The organism is Ramlibacter rhizophilus, assembly GCF_004681965.1.
GTDB lineage: Bacteria > Pseudomonadota > Gammaproteobacteria > Burkholderiales > Burkholderiaceae_C > Ramlibacter > Ramlibacter rhizophilus.
Genome location: NZ_SMLL01000005.1, coordinates 348,152 through 361,544 on the forward strand (window position 1 = coordinate 348,152; position 13,393 = coordinate 361,544).

Annotated in this window: 13 protein-coding genes; 3 read left to right on the forward strand and 10 right to left on the reverse strand. The window is 68.3% G+C overall.

What is annotated here, in order from left to right; all coding sequences use genetic code 11:
• Positions 1-39: 39 nt before the first annotated feature.
• Positions 40-2,136 carry an excinuclease ABC subunit UvrB gene (gene uvrB / locus EZ242_RS14510; protein ID WP_135285877.1) on the reverse strand — a complete coding sequence of 699 codons (2,097 nt, stop codon included), beginning with the start codon at positions 2,134-2,136 and terminating at the stop codon, positions 40-42.
• Between the two features lie 125 nt (positions 2,137-2,261).
• On the opposite strand from uvrB, the gene EZ242_RS14515 reads away from it, so the two are divergent.
• From EZ242_RS14515 to rsxB, 3 genes are all read left to right on the forward strand, one after another.
• On the forward strand, positions 2,262-3,458 hold the full coding sequence (locus EZ242_RS14515; RefSeq protein ID WP_135285878.1) for an amino acid aminotransferase: 1,197 nt from the start codon (positions 2,262-2,264) through the stop codon (positions 3,456-3,458).
• 235 nt (positions 3,459-3,693) lie between these two features.
• Positions 3,694-5,037: a polyhydroxyalkanoate depolymerase gene (locus EZ242_RS14520; protein ID WP_135285879.1), complete on the forward strand. Its 1,344-nt coding sequence runs from the start codon at positions 3,694-3,696 to the stop codon at positions 5,035-5,037.
• Entirely contained in the window at positions 5,034-5,702 is a 669-nt protein-coding gene (gene rsxB, locus EZ242_RS14525; RefSeq protein ID WP_135285880.1) for an electron transport complex subunit RsxB, read from the forward strand. Before EZ242_RS14520 ends, rsxB begins: the two co-directional genes overlap by 4 nt.
• A gap of 122 nt (positions 5,703-5,824) precedes the next feature.
• Here rsxB and EZ242_RS14530 read toward each other — a convergent pair whose 3' ends face one another.
• From EZ242_RS14530 to EZ242_RS22055, 9 genes are all read right to left on the reverse strand, one after another.
• Positions 5,825-6,124 carry a hypothetical protein gene (locus EZ242_RS14530; RefSeq protein WP_135285881.1) on the reverse strand — a complete coding sequence of 100 codons (300 nt, stop codon included), beginning with the start codon at positions 6,122-6,124 and terminating at the stop codon, positions 5,825-5,827.
• A 109-nt stretch (positions 6,125-6,233) separates the two neighbouring features.
• Positions 6,234-7,271, reverse strand: coding sequence for a D-cysteate sulfo-lyase (gene cuyA / locus EZ242_RS14535; RefSeq protein ID WP_135285882.1), 1,038 nt, complete (start codon positions 7,269-7,271; stop codon positions 6,234-6,236).
• A 13-nt stretch (positions 7,272-7,284) separates the two neighbouring features.
• Positions 7,285-7,782: a VOC family protein gene (locus EZ242_RS14540; protein WP_135285883.1), complete on the reverse strand. Its 498-nt coding sequence runs from the start codon at positions 7,780-7,782 to the stop codon at positions 7,285-7,287.
• Complete coding sequence (locus EZ242_RS14545) at positions 7,779-8,066, reverse strand: cupin domain-containing protein (RefSeq protein WP_135285884.1); 288 nt, start codon at positions 8,064-8,066, stop codon at positions 7,779-7,781. The genes EZ242_RS14540 and EZ242_RS14545 overlap by 4 nt, the downstream gene beginning before the upstream one ends.
• Complete coding sequence (locus EZ242_RS14550) at positions 8,063-10,126, reverse strand: acetyl-CoA carboxylase biotin carboxylase subunit (protein ID WP_135285885.1); 2,064 nt, start codon at positions 10,124-10,126, stop codon at positions 8,063-8,065. Before EZ242_RS14550 ends, EZ242_RS14545 begins: the two co-directional genes overlap by 4 nt.
• Before the next feature lie 16 nt (positions 10,127-10,142).
• Complete coding sequence (locus EZ242_RS14555) at positions 10,143-11,675, reverse strand: acyl-CoA carboxylase subunit beta (RefSeq protein ID WP_135285886.1); 1,533 nt, start codon at positions 11,673-11,675, stop codon at positions 10,143-10,145.
• An 18-nt stretch (positions 11,676-11,693) separates the two neighbouring features.
• Entirely contained in the window at positions 11,694-12,689 is a 996-nt protein-coding gene (gene meaB, locus EZ242_RS14560; protein ID WP_135285887.1) for a methylmalonyl Co-A mutase-associated GTPase MeaB, read from the reverse strand.
• Positions 12,686-13,102, reverse strand: coding sequence for a type II toxin-antitoxin system VapC family toxin (locus EZ242_RS22050; RefSeq protein ID WP_167784792.1), 417 nt, complete (start codon positions 13,100-13,102; stop codon positions 12,686-12,688). Before EZ242_RS22050 ends, meaB begins: the two co-directional genes overlap by 4 nt.
• Complete coding sequence (locus EZ242_RS22055) at positions 13,099-13,380, reverse strand: hypothetical protein (protein ID WP_167784793.1); 282 nt, start codon at positions 13,378-13,380, stop codon at positions 13,099-13,101. Before EZ242_RS22055 ends, EZ242_RS22050 begins: the two co-directional genes overlap by 4 nt.
• Between the last annotated feature and the right edge of the window lie 13 nt (positions 13,381-13,393).

Here is a 13,393-nt window from a genome sequence, read left to right on the forward strand (position 1 = left end):
AAAAATGACAGGGGTAGTTCTGAACGGCTAAGCAGACGCTCAAGGCCAGCCCAGCACCACCACGTTGTCGTGCCCCGGCCCGCCGAAGGCCTGCTCGCGCAGCAGCGCCAGCTGGTCGCGCACGCGCGCGGCCTTCTCGAATTCCAGGTTGCGGGCGTGTTCCAGCATCTGCTTTTCCAGCCGCTTGATCTCCTTGGCCACGTCCTTCTCGGACATGTCCTGGGCCAGGGCGCGCTGCAGCTCCTGCTTTTCGGCTTCCTTGCCCGCCTTCTCGCTGTAGACGCCATCGATCAGGTCGCGCACCTGCTTGACGATGCTGCGCGGCGTGATGCCGTGGGCCTCGTTGTGCATGATCTGGCGCGCGCGCCGGCGCTCGGTCTCGCCGATGGCCTTGCGCATGGACTCGGTGATGACGTCAGCGTAGAGGATGGCCTTGCCGTGCAGGTTGCGTGCCGCGCGGCCGATGGTCTGGATCAGGCTGCGCTCGGCGCGCAGGAACCCTTCCTTGTCGGCGTCCAGGATGGCGACCAGAGAGACCTCGGGGATGTCCAGGCCTTCGCGCAGCAGGTTGATGCCCACCAGCACGTCGAAGGTGCCCAGGCGCAGGTCGCGCAGGATCTCCACGCGCTCGACGGTGTCCACGTCGCTGTGCAGGTAGCGCACCTTCACGCCGTTGTCGCCCAGGTAGTCCGTGAGCTGTTCGGCCATGCGCTTGGTCAGGGTGGTGATCAGCACGCGCTCGTTCTTCTCCACCCGGATGCGGATCTCCTGCAGCACGTCGTCCACCTGCCGCGTGGCGGGGCGCACCTCCACCTCGGGGTCGATGAGGCCGGTGGGACGCACCAGCTGCTCGACCACCTGGCCGGCATGCGTCTTCTCGTAATCGGCCGGCGTGGCCGAGACGAAGATCACCTGCCGCATGCGGGTCTCGAACTCCTCGAACTTCAGCGGCCGGTTGTCGAGCGCCGAGGGCAGGCGGAAGCCGAACTCCACCAGCGTGGTCTTGCGCGCGCGGTCGCCGTTGTACATGGCCGAGAGCTGGCCGATCATCTGGTGGCTCTCGTCCAGGAACATGAGCGAGTCCTTGGGCAGGTAGTCAGTCAGCGTGGAGGGCGGCGCGCCCGGCGGCGCCCCCGAGAGGTGGCGCGTGTAGTTCTCGATGCCCTTGCAGTGGCCCACCTCGCTGAGCATCTCCAGGTCGAAGCGCGTGCGCTGCTCCAGCCGCTGGGCCTCCACCAGCTTGCCGGCGGCCACCAGCTCCTTGAGGCGTTCGGAGAGTTCCAGCTTGATGGACTCCACCGCCGACAGCACCTTCTCGCGCGGGGTGACGTAGTGGCTGGAGGGGTAGATGGTGAAACGCGGCACCTTCTGGCGGATGCGCCCGGTGAGCGGGTCGAACAGCTGCAGCGACTCGATCTCGTCGTCGAACAGCTCCAGGCGGATGGCCAGCTCGCTGTGTTCGGCCGGGAACACGTCGATGGTGTCGCCGCGCACGCGGAACGTCCCCCGGGAGAAGTCGTGCTCGTTGCGCGTGTACTGCATGCGAATGAGCTGCGCGATCACGTCGCGCTGGCCGATCTTGTCGCCCACGCGCGTGATGAAGCGCATCTGCGTGTAGTCCTCCGGCGCGCCGATGCCGTAGATCGCGCTCACCGTGGCCACGATCACCGTGTCGCGCCGCTCCAGCACGCTCTTGGTGGCCGACAGGCGCATCTGCTCGATGTGCTCGTTGATCGAGCTGTCCTTCTCGATGAACAGGTCCCGCTGCGGGACGTAGGCCTCCGGCTGGTAGTAGTCGTAGTAGCTCACGAAATACTCCACGGCGTTCTTGGGGAAGAACTCGCGGAATTCGCTGTAAAGCTGCGCGGCCAGGGTCTTGTTGGGCGCGAACACGATGGCCGGGCGGCCCAGGCGCGCGATGACGTTGGCCATGGTGAAGGTCTTGCCCGAGCCGGTCACCCCCAGCAGCGTCTGGTACACCTCGCCGTCCTGCACCCCTTCCACCAGCTTCTCGATGGCCTGGGGCTGGTCGCCCGCCGGGGGGTAGGGCTGGAACAGCTCGAAGGGGGAACCGGGGTAGCGAACGAACTCGCCCGCGCGCTCGCCGGCGGGCACTTCTTCGAGGGTTTCGGGCATCGGGGCGGGTGAGAAGTTCGACCTAGTGGCCCGCATAAAATCGCGGGCAGCCGGAAAGCGTAGCGCATCCCGGCCCTCCGGGACCCGGCCCGGACCTCACGCACCCACCTTCCCAAAGGATTTCCATGTCTCTGTTTTCCGCCGTCGAACTGGCACCGCGCGACCCCATCCTCGGCCTCAACGAGCAGTTCAACGCCGACACCAACCTGAACAAGGTCAACCTCGGCGTGGGCGTGTATTACGACGACCAGGGCAAGCTGCCCCTGCTCGAATGCGTGCTCAAGGCCGAGCAGCAGATGATGAGCAGCCCCAAGCCGCGCGGCTACCTGCCCATCGACGGCATCGCCGCCTATGACCGCGCCGTGCAGAACCTGGTCTTCGGCGAAGCCAGCCCGGCCGTGAAGGAAGGCCGCGTCGCCACCGTGCAGACCCTGGGCGGCACCGGTGGCCTGAAGGTGGGGGCCGACTTCCTCAAGAAGATCAATCCCTCGGCCAAGGTCCTGATCAGCGACCCCAGCTGGGAGAACCACCGCGCCCTGTTCAGCCAGGCCGGCTTCCCGGTGGAGACCTACCCCTACTACGACGCACAGCTGCGCGGCATCAACTTCGAAGGCATGCTGGCCGCGCTGCGCGGCGCGCCCGAAGGCACGGTGGTGGTGTTGCACGCCTGCTGCCACAACCCCACGGGCTACGACATCACCCCGGCCCAGTGGGACGAAGTCGTCGCGGCCTGTCAGTCGCGCAAGCTGGTGCCCTTCCTGGACATGGCCTACCAGGGCTTCGGCCACGGCATCGAGGAGGACGGCGCCGTGGTGGGCAAGTTCGTGGCTTCCGGCCTCACCTTCCTGGTGGCCACCTCGTTTTCCAAGAGCTTCAGCCTCTACGGCGAGCGCGTGGGCGCGCTGTCGGTCCTGTGCCAGGGCAAGGACGAGGCGGCGCGCGTGCTCTCGCAGCTGAAGATCGCCATCCGCACCAACTACAGCAACCCGCCCATCCATGGCGCCACCGTGGTCACCATGGTGCTCACCACGCCCGAGCTGCGCGCCCTGTGGGAGCGCGAACTCGGCGAGATGCGGCTTCGCATCAAGCAGATGCGCCTGGCCCTGGTGGAAAAGCTCAAGGCCGCCGGCGTCAAGCAGGACATGACCTTCATCACCGAGCAGATCGGCATGTTCAGCTACTCGGGCCTCAGCAAGGACCAGATGGTCCGGCTGCGTGAGGAATTCGGCGTTTACGGCACCGACAGTGGCCGCATGTGCGTGGCGGCGCTCAATTCGCGGAACATCGACTACGTCTGCGAGTCCATCGCCAAGGTGCTGTAACAGAACGGCGCCTCGGGCCGATCTGAAGAAGAAAAGAGCCGCCGGACTGCGGCTCTTTTCCATTGAGCGCAGCGCGTGCTCCTACGGTCGAATCAGAGCTCGCCCCGCTGTTGCCGCCGGCCGTTCGTGACGAACTGCCGGTATCCGAACTCCACCCGCATTAGCTCAACCGTTTCCAGCACGAGCCGGGCGGCGCTGATATATTGCATTGCACCATCCGGATTGGACTTGGACCATGCTCTACCAGATTTACGAAGCCCAGCGCACGCTGATGGAACCCTTCGCGGACTTCGCGCAGGCAGCCGCCAAGCTCTACAGCAATCCACTTTCCCCCTTCGGGACCAATCCCGTCTCGCAGCGCGTCTCCGCCGGCTATGAGCTGATGTACCGCCTCTGGAAGGATTACGAAAAGCCCGAGTTCGGCATCAAGACCGTGAAGATCGGCGACTCGGACGTGGTCATCCACGAGTCGGTCGCTCTCGACAAGCCTTTTTGCGAGCTGCGCCGCTTCAAGCGCTTCACGGACGACCCCGTGCGCCTGGAAGCCATGAAGAAGCAGCCCGTGGTGCTGATCGTGGCGCCCCTGTCCGGCCACTACGCCACCCTGCTGCGCGACACGGTGCGCGCCATGCTGCAGGACCACAAGGTCTACATCACCGACTGGAAGAACGCCCGCACCGTGCCGCTGGAGCAGGGCATCTTCCACCTGGACGACTATGTCAACTATGTCCAGGAGTTCATCCGGCACCTGCAGGACCGCTACGGCAACTGCCACGTGGTCAGCGTCTGCCAGCCCACCGTGCCGGTGCTGGCGGCCGTCTCGCTCATGGCCTCGCGCGGCGAGACCACGCCGCTGAGCATGACCATGATGGGTGGCCCCATCGACGCGCGCAAATCGCCCACGGCGGTGAACAACCTGGCGATGAACAAGAGCTACCAGTGGTTCGAGAACAACGTGATCTACCGGGTGCCCCAGAGCTTCCCGGGGGCAGGCCGGCAGGTGTATCCGGGCTTCCTGCAGTACACCGGCTTCGTGGCCATGAACCCGGACCGCCACCTGTCCAGCCACTACGATTACTTCGAGCACCTCATCGCCGGCGATGACGCGAGTGCCGAGGCGCACCGCAAGTTCTATGACGAGTACAACGCCGTGCTCGACATGGATGCCGCCTACTACCTGGACACCATCCGCACCGTGTTCCAGGAGTTTCGGCTGGTGCACGGCACCTGGGACGTGCGCGCGCCCTCGGGCGACCTGGAGCGCGTGCGGCCGCAGGACATCCGCAGCACGGCGCACCTGACCATCGAGGGCGAACTCGATGACATCTCCGGCTCCGGCCAGACCGCCGCGGCGCACGACCTGTGCACCAGCGTGCCCAAGGACCGCCAGAAGCACATCGAGGTCAAGGGCGCGGGCCACTACGGCATCTTCAGCGGCCGCCGCTGGCGCGACGTCATCTACCCGCAGGTGCGTGACTTCATCCGCCGCTTCGACCAGCCGCTCGCGGCCGCCAAGCCGGCGCGCGCCCGCCGCTCCGCCGCCGCCAGCGAAGCCGAGGCCGACAGCAACGCCGCGTGACCCCGCTGGCCCAAGGCCTGCTCGCCCTCCTGCCGCAGACGCAGTGCACGCGCTGCGGCTTTCCGGACTGCGCCGGCTATGCCCAAGCGCTGGCGGATGGGGACGCGGAGATCAACCAGTGCCCGCCCGGCGGCGCCGCGGGGATCGAGCGCCTGGCCCGCGCGACCGGGCGGCCCGTGCTGCCGCTGAACCCCGCCAACGGGAACGAAGGCCCGCGCGCGGTGGCGGTGATCGACGAAGCCTGGTGCATCGGCTGCACGCTGTGCCTGAAGGCCTGCCCCACGGACGCCATCCTCGGCGGCAACAAGCGCATGCACACCGTGATCGAGCCCTGGTGCACGGGCTGCGAGCTGTGCCTGCCGGTGTGTCCGGTGGACTGCATCGCGATGCAGAACGTGAGCGGCGGGCGCACGGGGTGGGCGGCCTGGTCGCAGGCTGAGGCGGACACCGCGGCTGCGCGTTACGGGGCGAGGCGGGAGCGCCTGGCGCGAGAGGAACTCGCGCAGCAGGAGCGGCTGGAAGCCAAGGCCGAGGCGAAGCTGGCCGACCTGCCCGGGACGACAGAGGGGGCGGAAGGGATCGAGGCGGAGCGCAAGCGGGCTGTTATCGAGGCGGCGCTGGCGCGGGCGAAGGCGCGACGAGGGGCGTCGCGGACGATGGGGTGAGGGGGTTGGTGGCGCAGGGCTTCGACAGGCTCAGCCCGAACGGCCTTGGGCGAGCCTGTTCCCAAATACGAACCCCGCTCCCCCTGAGCCTGTCGAAGGGCCCTGTCCTGAGGGGCGTTCCCTCAACTCACCGTATCCGTCTCGTCCGCGTGCCGCTGCAGCTCCTCTGCCAGCCCGCTGGCCATCTCCCGCAGGCCTTGATCCGGAAGCGAATGTGCGTGGTGCAGCTGCTCCAGTGCGTACCGTGGGTCGCGGCGCATCATCGAGCTGCTGACGCTCAGGCCGTGGTTGGCCATCCGCAGGCTGAAGTCGCCCAGCCGCTCCGGGCCCAGGCGCTCCACCGCACCCATGAGGCGCGCCATGGAGGCCGGGTGCGGCTGCATCGAAGGCGACTGGGACGCGAGGTGTCTGAGCGGTGGCATGAGGGGCTCCTTGCGAAGTCAGGCCCCCAGATTAGCCAGCGCCCTCCTCACGCCATGAGAGAAAAAGCCTCCCCGCGGCCGCCCATATCGGCCCACGAGCGCGCCGGATTCAGTCCGGCAGGCCTGTCGCGTCCAGCACCTGGGCCTCGTAGGCGTGCAGCGACGGCAGCCCACCCGTGTGCAGGAACAGCACCCGCTCGCCCGGCTTGAAACGGCCTTGCCGCGCCAGGCCGATCAGGCCCGCCATGATCTTGCCGGTGTACACCGGGTCCAGCGGAATGCCTTCCGTGCGGGCGAGCATCTGCACCGCCTCCGCCATGCGCGCATTGGGCACCGAATACTTGGGCTGCCAGTAGCCGCCCACGCACTCCACGGACTCGGCGGGCACGCGCAGGCCCAGCCCCAGCAGGTCGGCCACCGCCTGCGCTTCCTTGAGCACCAGGGGGGCCTGGTCGGCGGGGTCGCGGCTCACGCCGATCCCGATGATGGGAATGCGGATGTGGTTGCCGAGGAAGCCCGCCACCAGCCCGCCGTGCGTGCCGGAGCTGCCGGAGCCGACCACCAGCTGGTCGATCTGCAGGCCCATGTCGAAGAGCTGCTGCTGCATTTCCTGGGCGCAGGCCACGTAGCCCAGGCCGCCGATGGCGTTGGAGCCGCCGCCGGGAATGATGTAGCCCTTGCGGCCCTCGGCCGCCAGCTCGTCGGCCATGCGCTGCATCGCCGCGGCCATGTTGCTGCCGCCCGGCACCACATTCACCTTCTCCACGCCCATGAGGCGGAACATGAAGTTGTTGCCACTGGCGTCCTGGCGGTAGCTGTCCGGAACGCGCTCCTCGATCACGAAGCGGCAGCGCAGCCCTTCCTTCACCGCGGCGGCAAGGGTGATGCGGCAGTGGTTGGATTGCGGCGCACCACAGGTGATGAGGGTGTCCGCGCCCTGGGCCAGGGCGTCGGCCGCGAGGAATTCGAGCTTGCGCGTCTTGTTGCCGCCAGGGAAGAGGCCCAGCATGTCGTCGCGCTTGATCCACACCTCGGGTCCCTGCCCGCCGGGGCAGCTCTGCGCCAGGGCGCGGCTGAAGTGCGGCAGGAATTCGATGGGGGTGGCGTAGGGCGTGTAGCGCCGGCGGGGAAAGCGTGAAAGGTCCATGGGGCGCGATTGTCTACGCTGCGCCCGCCCCCGGCTGCCGCGCCAGCGACTCGAAGGCGCTCACCACCTCGGGCGGCGCCTGCACGAGCTCGATCAGCACGCCCTCGCCGCCCAGCGGCGCTTCCTCGCTGCCGCGCGGATGGATGAAGGTGATGTCGAAGCCCGCCGCGCCGCGCCGGATGCCGCCTGGGGCGAAGCGCACGCCTTGCGCCGTGAGCCATTCCACGGCGCGCGGCAGGTCGTCGATCCACAGGCCCACGTGGTTCAGCGGCGTGGCGTGCACCGCCGGCTTCTTCTGGGCGTCGAGCGGCTCCATCAGGTCCACCTCGACCTTGAACGGACCGGCGCCGAGCGCGCAGATGTCCTCGTCCACGTTCTCGCGCTCGCTGCGGAAGGTGCCGGTCACCTGCAGGCCCAGGAGATCGACCCAGAGCCGGGCGAGCCGCGCCTTGCTCTCACCGCCGATGGCGATCTGCTGCAGGCCCAGGACCTTGAAAGGCCGCGCGCTCATGGCTGCCCCTTTGCGGATTCGCGCCGGCCGGACAGATAGCGCGCGCCCGCGGCGCCCGCCCACTCACGGTGCGGCGTGTGCGGCGCGAGGCGGAAGGTGCTGCCGGCCGGGTAGGCCGTGGCCACGCCGTCCACCTCGATGCTCAGCTCGCCCTCGGTGATCAGGGCGTAGGCCTCGAAGGGATGATCGTGCAGGTCGAGCCGGTAGCCGGCGTCGCGCTCGACCGCCACCGGCTCGGCGAAGCCCTCGGCGCGCAGCCGGGAGAGAAATTCGTCCTTCGTCATTCGAACTCCAGGATGGCCTGGTCCACCGCGAGCGATTCGCCGCGGGTGGCCAGCAGGCGCGACACCACGCCGTCCGCCGCGGCGAACAGCACGTTCTCCATCTTCATGGCCTCGATCACCGCGAGGCGCTCGCCCGCCTGCACCTTCTGGCCCGGCTGCACCGCCAGGTCCACCAGCAGGCCCGGCATGGGCGAGAGCAGGAAGCGGCTCAGGTCGGGCGGCGCCTTGTGCGGCATGAGCGCGTGCAGTTCGGCCGTTCGCGGGGTGAGCACCAGCGCCTCCAGGCGGCTGCCGTCGTGGCTGATGGCGATGCCCAGCGGATGGCGCGGCAGGCCCCGCTCCACCTGGGCGGTGAAGGGCCGGCCGTCCACCGTGCCGCGGATGCGCGCGGCGCCCAGGTGCCACTGCGAGCAGATCTCGAAGCGCCGGCCCTCGATCTCCACCACGCTGGAGCCGGAGACGGCCTGGAAGTCCGTCACCCGCACGGGGTGGCGCCGGTGGGCACCATCGGGAGCGAGTTGCACCACCACGAAGTCCGTGCCGACCTTGAACTCGTGCCCGCGCAGCTGCCCGGTGATGCCGGCCGAACGCTGCAGCGCCCGCCGGTTCACGTAGGCGGCCAGCGCCAGCAGGAAGGCCGGGTCGGGATGGGCGACGTCCTCGGCGCGGAAGCCCTGGCCGTAATGCTCGGCGATGAAGCCGGTGTTGAACTGGCCGGCCTGGAACTGCGGGTGCGCGAGCAGCGCAGCCTGGAAGGGCACGTTGCTGGAGATGCCCCGGATCACGAAACCATTGAGCGCCTCGCGCATGCGGGCGATAGCATCCTGCCGGTCGCGGCCGTGCACGATCAGCTTGGCGATCATGGAGTCGTAGTACATGGGGATCTCGCCGCCCTCGACCACGCCGGTGTCCACGCGCACACCGCCCTCGGGCACGGCCTCGCCGGGCTCGCCCCCGCCGGCAAACAGCGTCTCGCGCGGGGTCTGGAAACGCACCAGCCGGCCGGTGGAGGGCAGGAAGCCACGGAAGGGGTCCTCGGCGTTGATGCGGCATTCCATGGCCCAGCCGTTGCGCTTCACGTCCGACTGATTCAGGGGCAGCGGCTCGCCTGCCGCGACGCGGATCATGAGCTCCACCAGGTCCAGCCCGGTGATGCACTCGGTCACCGGGTGCTCCACCTGCAGCCGCGTGTTCATCTCCAGGAAATAGAAGGACTGGTCCTTGCCGACCACGAACTCCACCGTCCCCGCGCTCTGGTAGTTCACGGCCTTGGCGAGCGCCACGGCCTGCTCGCCCATGGCGCGGCGCGTAGCGTCGCTGATGAAGGGCGACGGCGCCTCCTCGATCACCTTCTGGTGGCGCCGCTGGATGGAGCACTCGCGCTCGTTCAGGTAGATCACGTTCCCCTGCGCGTCGCCGAGCACCTGGATCTCGATGTGGCGCGGCTCCTCGACGAACTTCTCGATGAAGACCCGGTCGTCGCCGAAGCTGTTGCGCGCCTCGCTCTGGCAGGAGCTGAAGCCTTCGAAGGCCTGCTTGTCGTCATAGGCCACGCGCAGGCCCTTGCCGCCGCCGCCGGCCGAGGCCTTGATCATCACCGGGTAGCCGATGTCGCGCGCGATGGCCACGGCACGCTCGGGCGATTCGATGGCCTCGTTCCAGCCCGGAATGGTGCTCACGCCCGCTTCCTTGGCCAGCCGCTTGGACGCGATCTTGTCGCCCATGGCCGCGATGGAGGCGTGCTTGGGCCCGATGAAGACGATGCCCGCCTCCTCGACCTCGCGCGCGAACTGCTCGTTCTCCGACAGGAAACCGTAGCCGGGGTGCACGGCCTGCGCGCCGGTGCGCTGGCAGGCTTCGATGATGCGGTCGGCGCGCAGATAGCTTTCGCGGCTGGGCGCGGCGCCGATGTGCACGGCCTCGTCCGCCAGCCGCACGTGCCGCGCCTCGCGGTCGGCATCCGAGTACACCGCGACGGTCTTGATGCCCATCTTGCGGGCGGTCTTGATGACGCGGCAGGCGATTTCGCCCCGATTCGCGATCAGGATCTTGTTGAACATCGTGGCGTGTCCTTCCTTAGAGAGGGATATTTCCGTGCTTGCGCCACGGGTTCTCGAGCTTCTTGTCGCGCAGCATCACCAGCGACCGGCAGATGCGCTTGCGCGTCTCGTGCGGCAGGATCACGTCGTCGATGAAGCCACGCGCGCCGGCCACGAAGGGGTTGGCGAAGCGGGCCTTGTATTCCGCCTCGCGCGCGGCGATCTTGTCGGGGTTGCCCTTGTCCTCGCGGAAGATGATCTCCACGGCGCCCTTGGCGCCCATGACGGCGATCTCCGCATTGGGCCAGGCGAAGTTCACGTCGCCGCGCAGGTGCTTGGAGCTCATGACGTCATAGGCGCCGCCATAGGCCTTGCGCGTGATCACCGTCACCTTGGGCACGGTGCATTCGGCATACGCGTACAGCAGCTTGGCGCCGTGCTTGATGATGCCGGCCCACTCCTGGCTGGTGCCCGGCATGAAGCCCGGCACGTCCACGAAGGTGATCACCGGGATGTTGAAGGCGTCGCAGAAGCGCACGAAGCGCGCCGCCTTGATGCTGCTGCGGATGTCCAGGCAGCCGGCCAGCACCAGCGGCTGGTTGGCGACGATGCCCACCGTCTGGCCCTCCATGCGCGCGAAGCCGATCACGATGTTCTTGGCGTAGTCGGGCTGCAGTTCGAAGAAGTCGCCGTCGTCCACCGTCTTGACGATCAGCTCCTTCATGTCATAGGGCTTGTTGGGGTTGTCCGGCACCAGCGTGTCGAGCGAGTGGTCCAGCCGGTCCACCGGGTCGTTGCTCGGGCGGATGGGGGGCTTCTCGCGGTTGTTCAGCGGCAGGTAGTTGTACAGGCGCCGCAGCATCATCAGCGCCTCCACGTCGTTCTCGAAGGCCAGGTCCGCCACGCCGCTCTTGGCGGTGTGCGTACTCGCGCCGCCCAGTTCCTCGGCGGTGACCTCCTCGTGGGTGACGGTCTTCACCACCTCCGGCCCGGTCACGAACATATAGGAGCTGTCGCGGACCATGAAGATGAAGTCCGTCATGGCCGGGGAATACACCGCGCCGCCCGCGCAGGGGCCCATGATCATGCTGATCTGCGGCACCACGCCCGAGGCGAGCACGTTGCGCTGGAACACGTCGGCATAGCCGCCCAGCGAGGCCACGCCCTCCTGGATGCGCGCGCCGCCCGAGTCGTTCAGCCCGATGACCGGCGCGCCCACCTTCATGGCCTGGTCCATCACCTTGCAGATCTTCTCGGCATGCGCTTCGCTCAACGCGCCGCCGAAGACGGTGAAGTCCTGGCTGAAGACGAAGACCAGGCGGCCGTTGATCATGCCGTAGCCGGTGACCACGCCGTCGCCGGGCACCTTCTGGTCGGCCATGCCGAAGTCCGTGCAACGGTGCTCGACGAACATGTCCCATTCCTCGAAGGTGCCTTCGTCCAGCAGCAGCTCGAGGCGTTCGCGCGCGGTGAGCTTTCCCTTGCGGTGCTGGGCGTCGATGCGCTTTTCTCCGCCGCCCAGGCGCGCTGCGGCGCGCTTGCGTTCGAGTTGTTCGAGGATGTCTTGCATGAGTCGGGTCCTTGCCTGTCAGCGGGTGTGGCGCGCGTTCAGCAGTTCGCGCGCGGCGGTGGAGGCCGGCAGGCGCCCGGCTTCCACGTCCTGGGTGAGGGTGGGCAGCAGCGCCCGCACGGCCGGGTGCTGCCGGAACTCCTGGCGCAGGCCCGCTTCGATGCGTTCCCACATCCAGGCCAAAGCCTGGTGCCGGCGGCGCGCCTGCAGCGATCCGTCGGCGCTGCGCTGCTTGCGCAGGCGGGTGACGGTCTGCCAGAAGGCCTGGATGCCGGTGGACTGCAGGGCGCTGAGCTGCAGCACCTTGCCAGCCGCGTCGGCGTGCGCGTCGTGGTGCCGCCCGTGCTGGGTGAACAGGCGCATGGCGCTGGTGATCTGCGCCTGCGCGCGCGTGGCGGCGTCGGGGTCGAGGTCGGCCTTGTTGATCACCACCAGGTCGGCCAGCTCCATCACGCCCTTCTTGATCGCCTGCAGGTCGTCGCCGGCGTTGGGGAGTTGCATGAGCACGAAGAGGTCGGTCATGCCGGCCACGGCGGTCTCGCTCTGGCCCACGCCCACGGTCTCGACGATGACCACGTCGTAGCCCGCGGCCTCGCACACCAGCATGGCCTCGCGCGTCTTCTCCGCGACGCCACCCAGGGTGCCGCTGGCGGGGCTGGGGCGGATGTAGGCGCGCTCGTGGACCGACAGGCGCTCCATGCGCGTCTTGTCACCCAAGATGGAGCCGCCCGAGACGCTGCTGGAGGGGTCGATGGCCAGCACGGCGACGCGGTGGCCCTGCTCGATGAGGTACAGGCCCAGCGCTTCGATGAAGGTGCTCTTGCCGACCCCGGGGACGCCGCTGATGCCCAGGCGGAAGCTGTTGCCGGTGTGGGGCAGGAGTTCGGTCAGCAGGGTGTCCGCCTGGGCGCGGTGGTCGGGGCGGGTGGATTCCAGCAGCGTGATGGCCTTGGCGACGGCGCGGCGCTGGGCGGGGCCGGTGTGCAGGAGCTGCTCGGGCGTGACCGCGGTCATGAAACCAGCTCGAAGGCCTTGCCGTCCGGCAAGCGGTAGCGAATGAAGTCGCGGTGGTCTTCGGTCAGCACCCGACGCGTCTCCAGGTGCATGGCAAGCCACACCAGCGAGGCATCGGCCAGATCCATCAGCGCCTTGCCCAGCTCCGTGTAGCGGCGCATCCACGGCACGATCTGCATCAGGTCCTCGGTCTCGAAGTTCACGACCGTGGCGGCACCGTGGTGCAGCCAATGGAGGAGCGCGAAGTGATTGCGCGGCGCAAGCAGGTAGCTCGCCTCGGTCACACAGGGCCAGGTCGTCGCCAGGCGGTCACGACCAAGGCGGCCGATGAGGCTGGCGTAGTGGGCGTGCGTCCGCTCGGCGTCGTTGAACAAGGCCACCATCACGCTGGCATCGATCAGGATGAAGCTCATGCTTCGCCCGGCTCTGGCTTGCCGCGCTTGCGGGCCACGGCCTGGCGGGCCAGCGACTTGGTGTTTGCGGCGAGATCGGTTTTCGTCTCCACCGTGGCAGGGTCTGGCAGCTCGTAGGCCGCGCGCGCCTCCTGGAGCAGGCGGGCCGGGTTCTGCGGCGCGAGCGAGGCGCGCAGCATCTCCTGGACCAGCCGGCTGCGCGTGGTGCGACGCCGCGCGACCTCCAGGTCGAGCTGGCGCTCCAGTTCGGGGTCGAGGCGAATGGACAGGATGGCCATGGCAGCTCCGTAT

What these genes read in the sequence shown, in the direction of transcription:
- uvrB (WP_135285877.1), bottom strand. Translation starts at nt 2,136, where the DNA reads ATGCCCGAAACCCTCGAAGAAGTGCCCGCCGGCGAGCGCGCGGGCGAG.
- EZ242_RS14515 (WP_135285878.1), top strand. Translation starts at nt 2,262, where the DNA reads ATGTCTCTGTTTTCCGCCGTCGAACTGGCACCGCGCGACCCCATCCTC.
- EZ242_RS14520 (WP_135285879.1), top strand. Translation starts at nt 3,694, where the DNA reads ATGCTCTACCAGATTTACGAAGCCCAGCGCACGCTGATGGAACCCTTC.
- EZ242_RS14530 (WP_135285881.1), bottom strand. Translation starts at nt 6,124, where the DNA reads ATGCCACCGCTCAGACACCTCGCGTCCCAGTCGCCTTCGATGCAGCCG.
- cuyA (WP_135285882.1), bottom strand. Translation starts at nt 7,271, where the DNA reads ATGGACCTTTCACGCTTTCCCCGCCGGCGCTACACGCCCTACGCCACC.
- EZ242_RS14540 (WP_135285883.1), bottom strand. Translation starts at nt 7,782, where the DNA reads ATGAGCGCGCGGCCTTTCAAGGTCCTGGGCCTGCAGCAGATCGCCATC.
- EZ242_RS14545 (WP_135285884.1), bottom strand. Translation starts at nt 8,066, where the DNA reads ATGACGAAGGACGAATTTCTCTCCCGGCTGCGCGCCGAGGGCTTCGCC.
- EZ242_RS14550 (WP_135285885.1), bottom strand. Translation starts at nt 10,126, where the DNA reads ATGTTCAACAAGATCCTGATCGCGAATCGGGGCGAAATCGCCTGCCGC.
- EZ242_RS14555 (WP_135285886.1), bottom strand. Translation starts at nt 11,675, where the DNA reads ATGCAAGACATCCTCGAACAACTCGAACGCAAGCGCGCCGCAGCGCGC.
- meaB (WP_135285887.1), bottom strand. Translation starts at nt 12,689, where the DNA reads ATGACCGCGGTCACGCCCGAGCAGCTCCTGCACACCGGCCCCGCCCAG.
- EZ242_RS22050 (WP_167784792.1), bottom strand. Translation starts at nt 13,102, where the DNA reads ATGAGCTTCATCCTGATCGATGCCAGCGTGATGGTGGCCTTGTTCAAC.
- EZ242_RS22055 (WP_167784793.1), bottom strand. Translation starts at nt 13,380, where the DNA reads ATGGCCATCCTGTCCATTCGCCTCGACCCCGAACTGGAGCGCCAGCTC.